The organism is Betaproteobacteria bacterium (assembly GCA_016720925.1).
Lineage (GTDB): Bacteria > Pseudomonadota > Gammaproteobacteria > Burkholderiales > Usitatibacteraceae > UKL13-2.
This window is the reverse complement of record JADKJR010000003.1, coordinates 360,818-377,125: the sequence shown is the minus strand read 5'-3', so window position 1 is coordinate 377,125 and position 16,308 is coordinate 360,818. Positions and strand designations below refer to the sequence as shown.

Here is a 16,308-nt window from a genome sequence, read left to right as displayed (position 1 = left end):
ATTCAGCGTGCGCGCAATATCTGAAATAGAACGAGGTTGTAATAGACTCTGCATATCGACATTGTAATGTCATCCTACCTTCTCATACATAAGCGTCAATGACCGCACATGCCACACTGCCGCTGGTTGTAATTCTTTTGGCGACGGCCGTCGTGACGGTGGTCGTGTTCCGCCGCCTGAACATGCCGGCAATTCTGGGTTACCTGCTGGTCGGTGTTTTGATCGGTCCCTACGCGCTCGGCGTCGTACCCGATACGCCGGGAACGCGCTATCTGGCCGAGTTTGGCGTGGTATTTCTCATGTTCTCGATTGGATTGGAGTTCTCGCTGCCACAATTGGTATCGATGCGCAAACTGGTGCTGGGCTTTGGCGGGCTCCAGGTCGTCCTCTCCATCCTTATCGTTATTGGTATCGCGATGCTGGCGGGAAAAACCTGGCAAGCGGGCCTGATTCTTGGCGGCATTCTCGCCATGTCGTCCACGGCCATCATTACCAAGGTGCTGGCCGAGCAGACCCAGCTACATTCCCTGCACGGCAAACAAATCATGGGTGTCTTGCTGTTTCAGGATCTGGCGGTGATTCCGCTGCTTGTTCTGATACCCGCGCTGGCGCTGTCGGGTGAGCAAATTGCTTTTGAAATTGGCGCGGCACTATTAAAGGCAGGCGCGGTGCTGGCGGTCATATTGATTCTCGGCCAACGCATCATGCGTCCGCTGTTTCACGTGATCGCCGCGCAGAAATCCTCCGAGCTGTTTGTGCTCGCGGTACTGTTTGTCACACTGGGGCTCGCATGGGCGACGGATGCGTCGGGTTTGTCACTGGCACTGGGCGCCTTCCTCGCGGGCATGCTGATCTCGGAAACCGAATACCGCTATCAGGTTGACGATTACATCAAGCCGTTCCGCGATGTGTTGCTGGGCCTGTTTTTCATCACCATCGGCATGCAGCTCAATTTGCGGGAGGTGCTGGACCACTGGGGCATCGTGCTTGTTGTGCTGGTGGCGCTCATCACCCTCAAATTTCTGGTGATCATTGTCCTGGCCACGGTGATGAAGAACGACAAAGCCGTGGCGCTACGTTGCGCGCTGGCATTGGCGCCTGCTGGCGAATTCGGGTTCGTGCTGCTGTCCCTTGCCGGCCAACACCATGCTTTGGGCGAGGCGACGGTGCAGGTGGTATTGGCGGCCATGCTGATTTCAATGCTGCTATCTCCATTGATCCTCGCCCACAGCGACAAAATCGTCATGCGGCTGGTGGCCAGCGAGTGGGAAGCGCGCGCCGTGCAATTACAGCAGCTCGCCATCAAGTCGATGAGCAAGAAGCGGCACGTCATCATTTGCGGCTACGGTCGATCGGGACAAAGCCTGGCGCGTTTTCTGGAGCAGGAAAAAATCTCCATCATCGCGCTTGACGCTGATCCGATGCGGGTCAAGCAGGCGGCAGCGGCGGGCGATTCCGTCATGTTCGGCGACGCCGCGCGCCAGGAAGTGCTGACGGCCGCCGGGCTGCCGCGAGCCTCCGCCGTGGTGGTGAGCTTTTCCGATACGCATGCCGCCATGACCATTCTTTCGCATGTGCGCGCGCGCCCCGATGTGCCGGTCATCGTGCGGACGTTCGACGATACGGATGTGGAGAAGCTCAAATCTGCCGGGGCCGCCGAAATCGTCGCCGAAGTTGTCGAAGGCTCGCTGATGCTCGCCACCCAAACCATGCTTCTACTGGGCGTGCCGCTCAATAAAGTGCTGGCGCGCCTGCGACAGGTGCGCGGTGAACGCTATGCGCTGATGCGTGGCTTCTTTCCAGGCGTGACCGATATGGACGATGCGCAATTTGACGGGCAACAGCCGCGCATGCAGTCGATCAGCATCGATGCCGGTGCGGCGGCCGTCGGCAAGACCATTGCATCTCTGCGATTCGATGAGATCGGGATTCAACTTTCGGCATTGCGTCGCAAAGGTGCGCGCGACATCGAAGCGCAGTCTGATTTGCGACTTGAATCTGGCGATGTGCTGGTGTTGACGGGGACGCCCGAGTCACTGGCAAAGGCGGAGATACGGCTGTTACAGGGGTAGCCGCATTCCTGACTGGTTTCAACAGGACCGGCCGGATAGCCCTTGGCGATGCGGCAATTCAGGCGCGATTCCCATCCGAAAAAAAACCCGCCGAAGCGGGCTTTTCTTATTGTCACGCAATCAGAACGCGACACATACCGTATAGACCGCTCCATCACCGGCGGTATTCATCGCCGCCGTCGTGGTTGCATCGGCTGCGGTCGCCTGGTTGTTGCCCGCCATGATTCGAACCGAGCCGGTGGCGGGATTACCGTCATCGAGCGTCGTATCGATTTGCCGCGAGAATCGGCCGTTGATATTCCCCTGACAGACAAAAAACGAGCCGCTGAACGGCGTAGTAGGTGCCGTCAATACCGGAGCACTGGTGATCCCGAGGTTGCCATTTTCGCTATTGAGGGGACGATAGTCGACTGCCGCCGTATTCGTCGAGCCCGTGGCAAGGTTTGCAAAACGAACATGCTGCCAGAACAGGAATGATTCATCTGTAACGGTGGTCGAATTCCACGCGCCTTCGATGCGTCCATTCGCCAGCGTTGCTGCCGGCGTGGTAGCAGTGGTCGCGCCCGCAAGATTGGTGTTTGCGCGGGATCATCCCCCGGCATCGCCTTGAAGCGATCCTGATAGCCGTATACCTGCGTGGCGACCAGCTTCATGTCGTTGACCATTGCCTTGACCTTCGCGCTATTGATCAATTCCTGGCCCTTCAGAATGCCTCCCAACAGCAGGCCGATGATCACCAGGACAATGGCGATTTCGACCAGCGTAAAGCCCGACTGCTGATTTTTCATGCTCTTGATATTTTTCATTTCATTCCCCGAATTTCCGTTGGTTTGGGTGCGTTTGATTCAGTTTGTGTGCTTAGTTAATGGCGAGACCGAGTACCATGCCAAAAGCAATGAATGCTGTTGCGAGGTCATACAAATTCATGTGGTCGATGGCTTTCATGTAGAACTCCAATCTTGTCATTGAACAGCTTGAGCAGATAAAAGCAATCGGCGTGCCAATATTTTATGCGATTGATTTATATAATAAAAATATTTCCCGCATGCATTTCAGACAGCGAGTGGCCAATATTCGACATGGATTTATGTCGCTGCGCCGTACACCTGTCCGGATATTCGACAGGCCTGGTGCAAGCTGCATCATGGCCGGCCGGCCCTATTGGCGCGGCGCGTCAATTCAGGCTAGGCTTTCGTTCCATGCCCTTCACTCACCGCCCACTCATTTGTGAGTAACCATTTTCCTGCTACCGATAAACCCCTGATCTCCTGGATCGTGAGCGGCCGTCGCTGGGTCATTCTGGCGATGTTGCTGTCGCTGCACGCGGGGCTGTTGTCGGAATCGGGAAGCGATTTTCAGCGTATTTGGCTGATGGTGCATTTCGGTCTGTTCCTCCTCTGGCAACCGTTCATCAGCACCGAGCGCGAACTGAAAGTGTTTGCCCTGTTCCTGTTGCTCGGGATCACGGGCGTCGTGCTGTACACCTTGTCGGGCTGGATGCTGGCCACATGGCTTGCCATGCTCATCGCCATCATGGGCGGCAAGGTTTTCACGTCGCAGGCTGCACGGCGCAGCCGCTTCTATCTGGTCGCGGTGTTTTATCTATTCACGATTCTCTTGATCTGGACCGTGCCCGTTGCGCTGCTGGAAATCACCGACCTGCCACCTGGCCTACGAGTGCTGGTCAGCGTATTGCTGCCGCTGTCATTGCTGTTGATGGTCGTGCTGCCGTTCCGGGCGGAAGATGAAGCGACGACACAGGTGTTCGATTTCTTCTACAGCCTGATCGTATTTCAACTGGTCGTTGTACTGGTGCTCGGCACCATCGCCGCGATGCGAATCACTCATAACCAGTACTTTCAGGCGGTGGTGCTGACGGTACTCGCGTTTTCCGCGGCACTTTTCATCCTCGCGGTGTTGTGGGGGCCGCGCACCGGCTTCGATGGGCTGCGCACGTATTTCTCGCACTACCTGATGAGCGTTGGCATGCCGTTCGAATTGTGGATGCGGCGCGTCGCGGAATTGTCTGAAACCGGAATTGAGTTCGGCGCGCTTCCTGCAACAGACACAGGAGATCGAAAAATTTCCGTGGATCGTCGGCGGCGTGTGGACGTCGCCCGATGGCCCGGGCCGCTATGGGCGAGAGACGGAATTTGATTCGCGCTTTCCAGTACCACCATCTCGAAATCATTTTTTATACCGAGATCCACATGTCCCCCGCGATGTTTCTTCACCTGCGGCTGCTGGCCTGGGTGGTCGGCGAGTTCTACGAAGGCAAACGCCGCGAACAAGTCCTGAAACAGAATGCCTATATGCAAGCGGTGCACGAGACCGGCGCGCGCCTCACGCACGATATGAAAAACCTGCTGCAGTCGCTGTACGCGCTAACCTCCGCGAGCGTGGCCCAGCCGCCGGACAACCGCCGCAAGAAGACGCCCTATGAGGCCATGCTCGAACGGCAACTGCCACAACTGGCCAAACGCCTGCAATCCACGCTGGACAAACTGCAGAATCCCGCGCTGGCCGGCGCAAACGTCATGCTGTCCACGGACGACTGGTGGCAAGAAGTGCTTGTCCGGCACGCCGACGACGATGCAACCTTCGTTTCCCACGGCACTCTCGGCGGGAAAAATTCCTCCGCGCTTTTCGACAACGTACTGGAAAACTGTCTCGAGAATGCGCGCAAGAAGAAGTTGGCGGAACCATCAATTGAAGTCAAGATTGAAATTGCAATAGCCGCCGATAACACGGTGCTTTCGATCACCGATACCGGCAGCGCCATGGCCAGCAGCGCGGCGGATGAATTGTTCCGATCGCCTATCGCCAATTCGCGTCGAAGCGGATACGGCATCGGCCTTTTCAAGCGTTTCGGCAGGCGGCAGAGCTGGGGTATGTGCTGGTTTGGCGAGCAACCGGGCGGGGGAGGTTCGGTTTGAGTTGCGGCGGGCGCAGCCAAGAATAATAACGTAGAACGCCTATTGGTGCGGGTTTTCGAGCATATTCGGCTTGGGGCCGCGCCAGTGCTAGACTTTGACAATGGCGTGGACGGGCTAAAGGCCTCGAATCAGGGAAGCTTACCGGCCTTCACCATACGATCAAATAGTGTGTTCAAAGACATCCACGTCACCAAGTCATCGAATGTAGGATTGTGGATTCCGCTTGAAAAAACCTTGTCGCCATTTTGATTATTGGTTTCATCAAATGAATTTGTGTTGTTGTTCTTACCTAAGGAAAACAGCACGGCAGGTGCCTTGTCCGTAAGAGTCGTCACGGTTACGCCACAGTTGCTAGTTGGTGGTGCGGCTGCAAGCCCCGTACTGCAAACATACAAATGGTTTGCCAATGCCGTTGTTCCCATCGTGGCGCTCTTAATGCCATCCGGTGCGGTCAATACATAGATGCCAGTGCCTGCAGGATTCTGAAGGTTGCTTACCGCGTAGCCTATGCGCCGGCCGTTGGATCCATCCTGCCAAGCGTCCTGAGCGTATCCGCCCGCGTCAACTGGGGAAACGCCAAGAGTCACTGCGGGCAAGAACCCGATGGGATTGACGCATCGTCCGTGCGGTTGCACAGTCGTCGGGACGCCGCAGGCGCCGCTCGCATTGCTACAAAAACTCTCTTGTCCCAGGCTTGCACCCGTTGCGGGACAAGGCAGCCTGCCGTTTGCCGCCGCAAAGCCATATAGTGCGTCTCGCGCGGCGTCCAGCAGTTTCTGCGTTTCTTCGACGCGTCTTAGCTCCACTTGTGTCGAAATGGGTACGGCAAGCATGGCAGTAAGCACGGTGATGATGATGAGCACCACCGCAATTTCTACGAGCGAGAAGCCTGCTGCGCTTCTATGGCGGTAAGGTCGCGATGGCATCGTTATAAACAGCGGTCTTTGGGGTTCCGACGGCATTGAACTTTCCAAACGTTGCGCCAATCGTTAGGCTCGTTGCATTCACGTCTTCCAGAAATGCAGCAAGGGGCGGTGAGGCTTGATTTCTATTCTGTCCCGCCAACGGTGCCCCCGTCATGGCAACAATGGCATCCAAGGATTTGCGCGGGCCAGCTTCAAGACAATTCGCGGAACAGTTTACGCCGACAAGGGTTGGCGAAACATCTGATGACAATACTGCAAAGCTGTATTCGTACCATTTCTCGGCGAAGTACCAAACAGGCATTGCCTGATACGCGCGAATTCGACGGACAGTGGTTGTGCCAAATCCCGCAGTCTCGCCGAAGCCGACTTGAATGGCCGCCGCCATTGTCCCTGATGAGTCGATAAAGGTATCCTGAATGCTCAACATTCCCGTTGTAGATGCTGGGGGCTTGGTGACTGAACGCTGAAATACACTTGTCGTCGTAGCCGCAACCGACGTTCCCGCAGCGCCCACAAAGGAACTGAAATCTACGGTCACATTTCGTGTCTGTGTTCCGGTAACGTTTCCCAAATTTGTCCAGATTGAAGAGACGAGCCGTTCCAGCCTGTATGTTGGTGAGGTCGTGCTCATGAATGTATGCCCGCACTTGGCCTCTTGGTTGGCGTTGTTGGTCCATTTGCACGTGGCAACGGGAGCTGTCAGGTCGTAGTTAGTAATCGCATCCACGGCTGCCGTAGTCACTGTATTGGGAATGACGCCACCCGCCGCCGTGCGCAACCGGCATGTAGAAGCGCCAAAGCACGAAAAATTCGGAGGCGAAGGCGAAACTGCAATCGCACCAGCCGGAAGAGTCCAGCCCAACTCACTGAGAAAACCTTGGCCAGTATGTGCCGTGTGAAAAGGCACGAATCCCGAAAAAGTAGTTGGCACCGCGACATTGCTTGAAGGCACAACTGGATCTGTAATTGGCACAAGCCAAGGATAGGCGCCGACCAGAGACGGAGACACAACGCGCGTCTTTCGAAAGGTTTCAATCGCTTCGCGCAATTCGACAGCCACCCGTTTTTCAACCTCGCTCAGCAGTTCATCGATGGTTACAAAGGCTAGTCGGTCATTAAAGGTGGCTGATGTCGAGGCGACAACAAATTCGTTGGTAAGCCCCGCGTTGTCATAAGTGGTGCATCGTTGGTTGGCAGGCAGGGCGCTCCAACCGGCGGGAACCGGAATTCCGTCCAAAAAATCCACAGGCTGCGGTCGGGGCGTACCTGTTCGGGACTGAGTGCGACCTTGCGTGACAATCGGTGCGCCGGGGAAAAAAACCACGAAGGCAACACGGTCATTTATGAGGCGCCCCGATTCATCACAGACCTTTAGCCAAGGGAAGGGAGGCGCGGTTAAGCTCGGACAGACAAAGCTAACTGGCAATTGCGCAACGGTACCTGAATTCAAGTACTGAAGGCACAAATTGGGGTCTGCGAGATTCGCGCTGACGGCGTACCAAGGCATCTGGCCGAGAACATCGAACTCATCGCGATTGTCCACGGTATCGACATCAAATTGCAGGCCCAATTTTTTCCATGGAAGTCGACCGATACAGCGAAGACTCGCGCTTTTTGCCGCATTACCAGTCAGCGCCGGCAAACCATTGGCCGCAGCCCCATCAAGGCAGCCGGAATCTGCCTGGCCGTCATAGTTACTGTTCTGTAGGCTATCTGGCCGCGGCATTTGTCCCGGTCGCGCGCCGCCACCAAACGTTCCAATGGCAAATCCAATCAATGCATCGCGGCTGATCTGAAGTTGCTGATCGACCGTTGCGCTTTGCGATGTTCTGCGCGCAAGATTTGCGCCAATTCCCACAAACAATGCGGCCGCGCCTATGGCAGTCAACGTCAAGACGATGAGCAAAAGAATGAAGCCCCGTGCCGGATACCTGATGGAGTGATGACGCATTCGTTCAACGTCCGCTTCCTAGTGCTGGCCGACTCCTTAAAGGTGGCCGGCTTTGCCGCTTGACCCGCGACTTGACGCGCGATGATCCACCACCGGAGTGTCGGTATCCTTCAATAAAACTTGACGCTCATTTTCACCACCGACATCCTGCGGCTGCAAACGTCGTACACCATCACCCTGCGCATTGTAGCGAGCCTGCCCATCCACCCAAATGGTGGTTTGCCCATCGCTACGCTTAACAAACCCATTCAAAACCGATACGGCAGGTTCAACCAAAACACCCTCATCATCGATCACCGCGACCGCGCCAACCTTTCGCACGCGATCCATTTGGTCACGCTGTTCGCGGCCAAATAACAATGTTCCCGCCAAAGGCTGTGTCACCGGTGCAATCTTGTCGACAGACGAAGGCGCTGTTACCTGCACGTTGTTGGTTTGCGCGATGCCTTCCGTTGCGACAACCAGAACAGCCAGCATCAGCGATTTCTCAAATATGTTCATAGCGGTTTTCGCGATTCGGCGGCGGCCTGCAAATTCGCGGGCTTGCTCTTGTCGACGAGCGTAATCCATTCAAGCGTGCAATCCGCTTCGATGGTGGCAGCCACTGCATTCGATGGTGCCACGGGCGGCGTTGCTGATCCTGCTGCCGGCAGCGCAGTCAATCCTGCCGTTGCCGCCGCTCGCTGTTCAGCGCCGGCCGCACGCTTGATGGAACATTTGTCGATGGGGAAAAGCCACGCTGGATGCGCGGAAATTCATCCAGAAAACCACCAGATCACCATCGTGATACGCCTGAATCTTCATGTGCACGCGGCTGGCCATGATGCCGACAGATGAATAGTTGACGCCGGTCGCAAATTTAAGCGGCCGCTGCGGCGCCACCTCATATTCAAGTCCCAGCAGCTTGTGGCGCCTCTTCAATTCAGCAAGCGCCTCGATCAGGTCCAATCGGTGTTCCGGCGCAAACGCGCCGCGCTCGACGAGGCTCTTGTAAGTCTCTTCGGATCCTTGCAGGTCCGCACGCTCGCGCTTGAGTGTCTCCAGCCGATTACGCAGCTCCTGCAAATTGCGCTGAGAGACGACCTCGGAATTCGTTTCCGATTGCCAGAATAGATAGCTGCCGCTCACCAGGAAAATGGCGACGCCCAGGCCGGAAAGTGCGACGAGGCCGGCAAACCGCAGCGCCCTGAAGGCTCCGCTTGAGGCTTTAGCGGTCATGTGATCTCCCGGTTACGGGTGATTTTCAACGTAAATCTCACTTCGCTTGCTTCTGACGCTGTTGGCGTCGTGGCACGCAGAATCGCCGTCGGTTTCACGTCTATCGGCAATTTCACGATTTCCGTTTTCATGTTCGGTGCCTTGTTCAGCCGCTCGACCATGCGTTCGATATCGGCAATGGCGGCACGATAATCCCCCCGAAAGCGGGTGACCGCCGCGTCAATGATCAACACCTCGTACTTGCCGCCCGGCAACGGCGGATCCGCGTCCATCGCATTGATGGCCGCACCGGCGGTTGATTGTGGTGCACCGGGCGCGAGTCTGACTTCCGATCTGATGTTCTGCGCAACGGGTGCGGCCACCGCGTCATACGGGGGCACGAAACCCGAATCCTGGTTTGGCGCCCAAACCGCTTGCAACAATCGCATGTCGGGAAACTCGGTCCACACCAACGCAAGATCCTTGAGAAGCGAAGCGGGCGACGGAGACTGCTGGCAGATCTGCGCCCTGAAAAAGTGCTGGCGTCCCGAACGGTGTCTGTGGCGCTGGTTTGCCCTTCCATGGCTTTGGAGATAGCCTGATATTCGGACTGAATCGTACGCACGAATTGACTGCGCTGGTCTATCACCGAAGACATGGTGGCCGTCTGGTAAAGATTGAAAGCCGCGCCGGCCGCGCCAATGGCCAACAACCCCGCCGTCAATCCATACAATCCAATCTTGGCGCGGCGATATCGCGCAAAGCGCATCGGCTCTTTTTCGGCAAAGTGATTTTCTACTTTGCCTTGGGCATAGAGATGAACCAGCACTTCTTCCGCATGCGATGACGTCGGCGAAGGTTTCAGCTTGATCTTGGCCACGACTTCGCCAATATCCGGAATCGATACTTCAACAGCGGCAAGGCGCGAATAGCCTCCGCGACCATTTCATGATCTCGCGCATGCACCAGGATGCACACTTCCGGCGTTTCGCCGCCGGCGAAATTGCGCAAGGTATCAGGTAGTGCCAGGTACGACTGGTCTCGGCTGCGATCAGCGCGCCGACGGACTGACCCTTCGTCGTCGATGATCGGCGTCAGGCGGCTGAATTTGACATGTTTGTTCTGGAAGTACGTTTGACGCAGCCCGAAATCCGGAACAATCGTCACGAGCAGCGTATGTGCAAAAAAGATATTCAGTACGCCTGGCAGGCGAACCGATAGCACCGCCGACGAGGAGACGCCCTCCAGTGGCACCTCCGCATGCTCCAGCGCGGCAAGCCAGGGTTTTACCAGATCGGGATTGGTGATGGCGTGATACAGCACGCGATCATCCCTTCTCCTTTCGGTCTCCCGTTCCTGGACGATGGCATGGCGAAAGGTGGTGGCGCGGTATAACTGGGCGAGCTTGCGCCCGAGGATGGCGTCCTGATCACCGCCGCGCAAATGCGGTACCGTGTCGAGGCGGAAATCCTCCTCGATCAAATCCGTCACGACGCAGTCGGCACTTCGTGGTGACGGGCAATATACTCGGCAAATGCCACCGAGTCAGCATCGGTTGAATTAAATACCTCACGTTCGACAATGGCGCCACCTTTCCAGATGAGCGCGATCATTTTGTCGTTGGTGAGGTAAAGAGTGTTTGGCCACGTTTTGCGCTTCGCTTCGTATCAGAACTTGATTTTGCGATGACGTCGTACATCGGTTTGAATACGGTCACCAGAATGCCGATCAGAACCCCGCCCAGCACCACGGTCAGAATCGGTTGAATCATTTCCTGCAATCGACTCATCTGTTCCTTGACGTCACGATTATAAAAATAACTCACATTCAGCAGCGAAGTATCAAGTCCGCCGGTTGATTCCCCAACTCTCAGCATGCGCAGCACAAGTGGCGGGAACAAGCGCGCATTCTGGAACGCCTGGCTGATGCCGGTACCGTCGTTGATTTCGCGGCCGACGCGTTGCAGCCCTTCTTCAATGACGCGATTACCGACGATTTTTTCGGAAATGTGGATGCAATCGAGCACGCCCAATCTGACTGATACATCAGCGCAAAATACGTCGAGAATCGTGCGAGGATGATTTTCGTCATCAATGGCCCCACGATCGGCAGCTTCAACATCATTCCATCAATCCAGTATTTCGCATCATCACTGCTCTTGGCGGTGACGAGGGCCGCGACCACAACAACAATCGGCACACCAATAAACAGGAACCAGTACTTCTGCATAACCAGGGATACTGCGATCAGCGCCATGGTGGAGGCAGGCGGATTCGGCGTCAATGCTTTCATTGTCTGGCCAAGTTGCGGGACAAGGAACACCATCAGCAGGAAAACCACACCAAATATCACCGTGCCCGCGAAAATCGGGTACATCATGGCCTGCGCACCTGGGCGGTCAGTTCGTCCTGCCATTTCAGGTTCTCGGTGAGTTTCGAGAGTACCTCGGGCAACTGGCCAGACTGCTCACCGGTCCGGATCAGTGCCACAAACACTTGGTCGAATGCCTGCGGGTGTTCCGCCATTGCATCGGAGAGCTTGAGACCACCCTCAACGTCTTCCAGGACGCTGGCAACGTTGCCTTGAAGCCGTCGTTTTCGACCGTGTCCCGCAAATCGGTCAAGCGCATCAATGATTGGCACGCCCGCACGCATCAATTGATCCATGTGGAAACAAAACGTGATCAGTTCCTTGCGCGACACGCGCCGCGCGCGCATGAGCGTGGACTTCTTGATCGACTGAAAGGTCACCAGATCCAGCCCGAGTCTCTTCAGGCGCATTTCCAGATCGACCGGGTTGAGCGCGTCGGCATGCCCCGACGAACTTGGCCCGTGTCGTCGATTGCGCGGTAAGAGTAAGCCATTTCGCTGCGCCTTCAGGCTACGCCACGCGGTCTGTCAGGTCGACGATCCGGGTAATTTCCTCGAGACTCGTCTGCCCCGCCAGTACCCGTGATACCGCATCTTCGGCCAGCGTGCGAAAGCCGGTCCGGCGCGCGGCTTCGCGAATTTCCCGGCCAGTTGCCCGGCGCGCGATGAGTTCATCCATATCGCCATTCATCTTGAATAGCTCCATGATGGCCAAACGCCCGCGATAGCCGGTGTTATCGCATTCCTCACACCCGGCGGCGCGGAATATCTTTCCCTTTCCATCCCGGGTCGACACCAAGTATCTTCAGCGTCAGTTCGTCGTCAGGACGGTAAGGCTCACGGCAATGCCTGCGCGCACGCCGCATGAGGCGTTGCGCAACGACACCGATAATGTTTCCCGCCATGATGTCCGGCAGCACGCCCAGATCCTGCAAGCGCGGAATGGCGCCAATGGCCGAATTCGTGTGCAGAGTCGAGTACCCTGATGGCCGGTCATGGCGGCGCGAAATGCCATTTCGGCGGTTTCCTGATCGCGAATCTCACCGACCAGAATTACGTCCGGATCCTGGCGCATCATCGAACGGATGCCGCTTGCAAAATCGAGCTTGGCCGATTCATTTACCGACGTCTGGCGGATCATGGCCATCGGATATTCGACCGGATCCTCCAGCGTCATGATATTCACGCCTTCGGTGTTGACGTGGTTCAGGATCGAATAGAGCGTGGTGGTCTTTCCGGAGCCTGTTGGACCGGTCACCAGAATAATGCCTTCAGGCCGCGCCATCATCAGCCGCAGCATCTTCAATTCATCTTCCTGCAATCCCAGATCTTCCAGCGGGACAATGCCCTTTTGCCGATCAAGATGCGTAGCACGATGTTCTCGCCGTGCGTGGTCGGTTGCGCGGACACACGAAAGTCCACCGGGCGGCCAGACAGGCTCAAGGAAATACGTCCATCCTGTGGCGCGCGGGTTTCCGCAATATTCATGCCGCTGATGACTTTCAATCGCACGACCATCGCCGACCAATAATTCTTGTGTAGCGATCGGATCTGTCTCAACACGCCGTCTATGCGGTAGCGGATGCGCAGAAATCCCTGCTCCGGCTCGAAGTGAATGTCGGACGCGCTGCGCTTGACGGCATCGTTCAGCAGTGCATCGACCAGTCGGACCACCGGTTGGCTATATTCGTCAAACTCCGTCGCCAGACTCTGGTAATCGATTTCTCCCGTTTCAATCTCATTCAGGATGCCGTCGATGGATAGTTCGAAACCGTAGTGCTGCTCGATGCCGATCGAAATATCGGATTCGCGCGCAAGCACCTGTTCGATACGCACATCATCCTTGATGAGCGCGCGAATCTGATCGAGTGCCACGACGTTCGAGGGGTCCGCCACCGCCAGCAAGAGCTTGCGCGCCTGCTGGTCGTAATCGACCGGCAATACCTGGTAGCGGCGCGCGATGTCTTTCGGCACGAGTGCAAGTGCATTGTGGTCGATGATGGTATTGGACAGCTCGATGGCGACTTGTCCAAGGCTCTCCGAAAGCGTGTCGCGAATCGTCGCTTCGGTCACAAAACCCAGGCGAACAAGTATCTTGCCTAGCGCAGTTTTTGACTTGCGTTGTTCGGTCAGCGCGATATTCAGCTGGTCGGGCGAGATCACGCCGCGCGCAAGTAGCGTCTGGCCAAGCGGCAGTTGGGTAACGGGGGCGTTCATTTGATCCATTGGTTGCAGACGCGCGACATCGCTAGATGCAAAAATCCGTGTTGACACGACAGGTCGATTGTAACAACCCGACCGAGGCCCTGAAGACGCGACTCAATGCCTCGATGATGCACTTTATTCGCTGTACCCATGCCGCCTCAGTTATTACGGGAATCGGTCGTGAGGATCCTTGACGCGACAGGACACGGCGGCGGTGTCAAATTGTCCACCTGATTTTGGCTGCGCTGCCTGCCCGCCAGATAATATTCAAGCGCCAGTTTGGGCTGCTTCAAATGATCGAGGCTGACCGCCAGATTGTAAAGATAGTCGGCATTTTCGGACTCCAACCGGTAGGCTTCAAAGTAGGCTTGCTGTGCTTCCACCCAGCGCCGCTCTGCTGCATACAGATTGCCGAGCGTAAAACGTAACGACGCCGCTTCCGGATTCCGGCCTACCAGCGTCTTGAGTTCGACTTCCAGCGAAGGCGACCTTGAATCGCGCACGGCCAACAAACCTGCAAGTGCCGCGCCATTGCGCGGATCGATCACCAATACTTGCCGATAGTGGCGCGCCGCCAACGCCAATTCACCCATGCGCGCAAGAACGGTCGCCATCCCAAGTTGCGCATCCGCGCTTGAAGAATCCGCCTGCACCAGCTTTGCGTACAGTGTCCGTGCCCGCGGATAGTCGGCGTTTTTCAGCGCCTCGTAAGCGTCAGTGAGTTCCGAATTGACTGCTGGCGCTTCAACCGACCGCGCGAACTTCAGCTCGACGCGGGCTTCCTTTGACACCGGCGCATCCTTCAGCGACTTCACCATAGCTTCACGCTCCGTGAGACGCATCGTCGTGCCTGCCGTCACTCGCGGGGGAAGTTTTGGCAGCAAGGTCTGTTCTGCCGCTGGCGGCAGCAATGGCGGCAGCGGCGGCACTGCAGGCAACACTGTCAATCCTGATTTGGACGCACTTTCGTCGGATTGTCTTGCACCCGGTTGGCCGGTTGTCGGCTGCGCCGCAGGCAGCGTCATTGCCGGCCGTGCCGCGATGTTCATGGCGGCAGGCCGGGACATGCGATTGACTTCATTCCAAACGTACCAGCCACCACCGCCCACTGCCAGCAGGGCTATGGCGATCAGCGGTAGCAACCATTTCTTTTTCGAGTCTTTGTCGGCGCTGGCCGAGTGCTTTGCAACAAATGCGTTTCGCGCGGTAGGACGCGATTGAGCCGCGTCGACCCGGGTCGCATCGAGTCTGGACTGCATTCCTGGACTAGCCGTTACCGACGGTGCGCGCGCAAACTGATCGTCGGCTTTTTCTGCAGTTTTGTGGTCGGTGAAATTTTCGAGACGAAGTTCGGGGCCGCGTTGCGGATCATTTGTGACGGATTTTTTCGCAAAGGATGTTTGGCTACTTGCCCTGGGCGCGATAACTTCTTTGTAGTCTTCCAGATTGAAATCCGACGGTCCGGCATCAGCGGCGGCAGACGATTCAGGCCTTGATGTGGAGGCCGATTCGGCATCGGCCAACCGCCTTATTGCCGCAAAATCGAGTGGATCGGGCTCGGATTCACTGGACAGTTTGGCGCGTTTGGCCTCCTCGGCACGTTTGAGCGCATCGAGGAGCAGGCTCATGGCGCTTTCCTTGGCTCCCCTTCAGGCACGACTGGATTTGGCTGGTACGAATGCGGATTCATCACGTCGACTGACGGTGAGGCATCCTTGAAGAACTGCGCATCCGGCAGGTACTTTTTGTAGTCAGACAGGTCAGAGTCCACGCTTGCTTCGCGGATAACAAGCGCACGAATGAATACGACCAATTCGCTTTTCTTGCCCGTATCATTGCGATAGCTGACAGCATCTCCCAAAACCGGAATGCGCGCCAAAATAGGCAATCCGTCCCGGCTAGCCTGAAAACTATCCTGCATCAAGCCGCCGAGTATTGCTGTTTGCCCGCTCGCAACCCGCATCATGGTTTCGAATTCGCGCGTCTGAATTTGCGGAACGAGATTGGGAACCGAACCTGTTCTATTGAGATCCGGATTGGGATCGTTTACAAATTTCGTGATCCGCGTAACGCTCGGGCGAATATTCAGATTGATGATGTCATTCTCGCTGATCTGGGGCGTAACGTTCATCACGAAACCCTCGGGGACAACGTTTGGGGTCGAGATGTTGGTAAACGGTGGTCGTGTTGTCCGCTGGTCGGTAACGGTACCGGGTTTTGCCTTCACGGTAAAGTAAATCGTGTTTTCCACCACGCGCATAACGGCCGTCTGATTGTTCAGCGTCATGATTTTCGGGCTGGAAAGGACCCGCGTATTGCCGAATGAATTCAGCAGTTTCACCGTGCTGCTGATATCCCCACCCGCCGCAGCATTGGGATTGCGGTATTGAAGCGAAAGAATGGCAGATGCCGCAAGATTTGTCGCCGTAAAGCTCTGTTTGATGGTATAGCCCAGCCCCTGCAGGCCGAGGCAGACCAATCAACGCCCGATTGATAGTCGTCGTTCAGCAACGACTTCGACAACGGTCGCCTCGACCAGGACTTGGCGACGCGAGGAGCCGCTGATCTGCTCGATGAATTCGCAAACTTTTTCATGTTGCCGCGAGGTGGCGCGCATCGCCAAGGTGCCCGTTTCCGGATTCATGATGACCG

At 56.4% G+C, this 16,308-nt stretch carries 14 protein-coding genes and 2 pseudogenes; 3 read left to right on the top strand and 13 right to left on the bottom strand.

Annotated elements, in window-relative coordinates:
• Nucleotides 1-98 precede the first annotated feature (98 nt).
• Complete coding sequence (locus IPP88_05885) at nt 99-2,072, top strand: cation:proton antiporter (protein ID MBL0122268.1); 1,974 nt, start codon at nt 99-101, stop codon at nt 2,070-2,072.
• A 120-nt stretch (nt 2,073-2,192) separates the two neighbouring features.
• On the opposite strand, the pseudogene IPP88_05880 reads toward IPP88_05885, so the two are convergent.
• A pseudogene (locus IPP88_05880) lies at nt 2,193-2,860 on the bottom strand (prepilin-type N-terminal cleavage/methylation domain-containing protein).
• 439 nt (nt 2,861-3,299) lie between these two features.
• Between IPP88_05880 and IPP88_05875 the strand changes: the two are divergent.
• Both IPP88_05875 and IPP88_05870 read left to right on the top strand, forming a co-directional pair.
• Nucleotides 3,300-4,229: a hypothetical protein gene (locus IPP88_05875; GenBank protein ID MBL0122267.1), complete on the top strand. Its 930-nt coding sequence runs from the start codon at nt 3,300-3,302 to the stop codon at nt 4,227-4,229.
• A 53-nt stretch (nt 4,230-4,282) separates the two neighbouring features.
• Nucleotides 4,283-5,008 carry a hypothetical protein gene (locus tag IPP88_05870; GenBank protein ID MBL0122266.1) on the top strand — a complete coding sequence of 242 codons (726 nt, stop codon included), beginning with the start codon at nt 4,283-4,285 and terminating at the stop codon, nt 5,006-5,008.
• A 128-nt stretch (nt 5,009-5,136) separates the two neighbouring features.
• Here the strand turns inward: IPP88_05870 and IPP88_05865 are convergent, their stop codons facing one another.
• From IPP88_05865 to IPP88_05810, 12 genes and pseudogenes are all read right to left on the bottom strand, one after another.
• On the bottom strand, nt 5,137-5,871 hold the full coding sequence (locus IPP88_05865) for a hypothetical protein (protein ID MBL0122265.1): 735 nt from the start codon (nt 5,869-5,871) through the stop codon (nt 5,137-5,139).
• 37 nt (nt 5,872-5,908) lie between these two features.
• Nucleotides 5,909-7,885: a hypothetical protein gene (locus tag IPP88_05860; GenBank protein ID MBL0122264.1), complete on the bottom strand. Its 1,977-nt coding sequence runs from the start codon at nt 7,883-7,885 to the stop codon at nt 5,909-5,911.
• Between the two features lie 36 nt (nt 7,886-7,921).
• Nucleotides 7,922-8,386: a hypothetical protein gene (locus IPP88_05855; protein ID MBL0122263.1), complete on the bottom strand. Its 465-nt coding sequence runs from the start codon at nt 8,384-8,386 to the stop codon at nt 7,922-7,924.
• Nucleotides 8,387-8,572: 186 nt separating this feature from the next.
• Nucleotides 8,573-9,103 carry a hypothetical protein gene (locus IPP88_05850; protein MBL0122262.1) on the bottom strand — a complete coding sequence of 177 codons (531 nt, stop codon included), beginning with the start codon at nt 9,101-9,103 and terminating at the stop codon, nt 8,573-8,575.
• On the bottom strand, nt 9,100-9,555 hold the full coding sequence (locus tag IPP88_05845; protein ID MBL0122261.1) for a hypothetical protein: 456 nt from the start codon (nt 9,553-9,555) through the stop codon (nt 9,100-9,102). Before IPP88_05845 ends, IPP88_05850 begins: the two co-directional genes overlap by 4 nt.
• Before the next feature lie 388 nt (nt 9,556-9,943).
• Nucleotides 9,944-10,573: a hypothetical protein gene (locus IPP88_05840; GenBank protein MBL0122260.1), complete on the bottom strand. Its 630-nt coding sequence runs from the start codon at nt 10,571-10,573 to the stop codon at nt 9,944-9,946.
• A gap of 118 nt (nt 10,574-10,691) precedes the next feature.
• The gene (locus tag IPP88_05835; GenBank protein ID MBL0122259.1) at nt 10,692-11,108 is read right to left on the bottom strand and encodes a type II secretion system F family protein; all 417 of its coding nucleotides are present in this window, start codon (nt 11,106-11,108) and stop codon (nt 10,692-10,694) included.
• 349 nt (nt 11,109-11,457) lie between these two features.
• On the bottom strand, nt 11,458-11,862 hold the full coding sequence (locus IPP88_05830) for a type II secretion system F family protein (GenBank protein ID MBL0122258.1): 405 nt from the start codon (nt 11,860-11,862) through the stop codon (nt 11,458-11,460).
• Nucleotides 11,863-11,962: 100 nt separating this feature from the next.
• Nucleotides 11,963-13,668: pseudogene (gene tadA, locus IPP88_05825) on the bottom strand (Flp pilus assembly complex ATPase component TadA).
• A gap of 146 nt (nt 13,669-13,814) precedes the next feature.
• A complete protein-coding gene (locus IPP88_05820) occupies nt 13,815-15,284 on the bottom strand; it encodes a hypothetical protein (protein ID MBL0122257.1) in 1,470 nt (489 codons plus the stop codon).
• Nucleotides 15,281-16,135: a hypothetical protein gene (locus tag IPP88_05815; protein MBL0122256.1), complete on the bottom strand. Its 855-nt coding sequence runs from the start codon at nt 16,133-16,135 to the stop codon at nt 15,281-15,283. Before IPP88_05815 ends, IPP88_05820 begins: the two co-directional genes overlap by 4 nt.
• Nucleotides 16,136-16,300: a hypothetical protein gene (locus IPP88_05810; GenBank protein MBL0122255.1), complete on the bottom strand. Its 165-nt coding sequence runs from the start codon at nt 16,298-16,300 to the stop codon at nt 16,136-16,138.
• Nucleotides 16,301-16,308 lie beyond the last annotated feature (8 nt).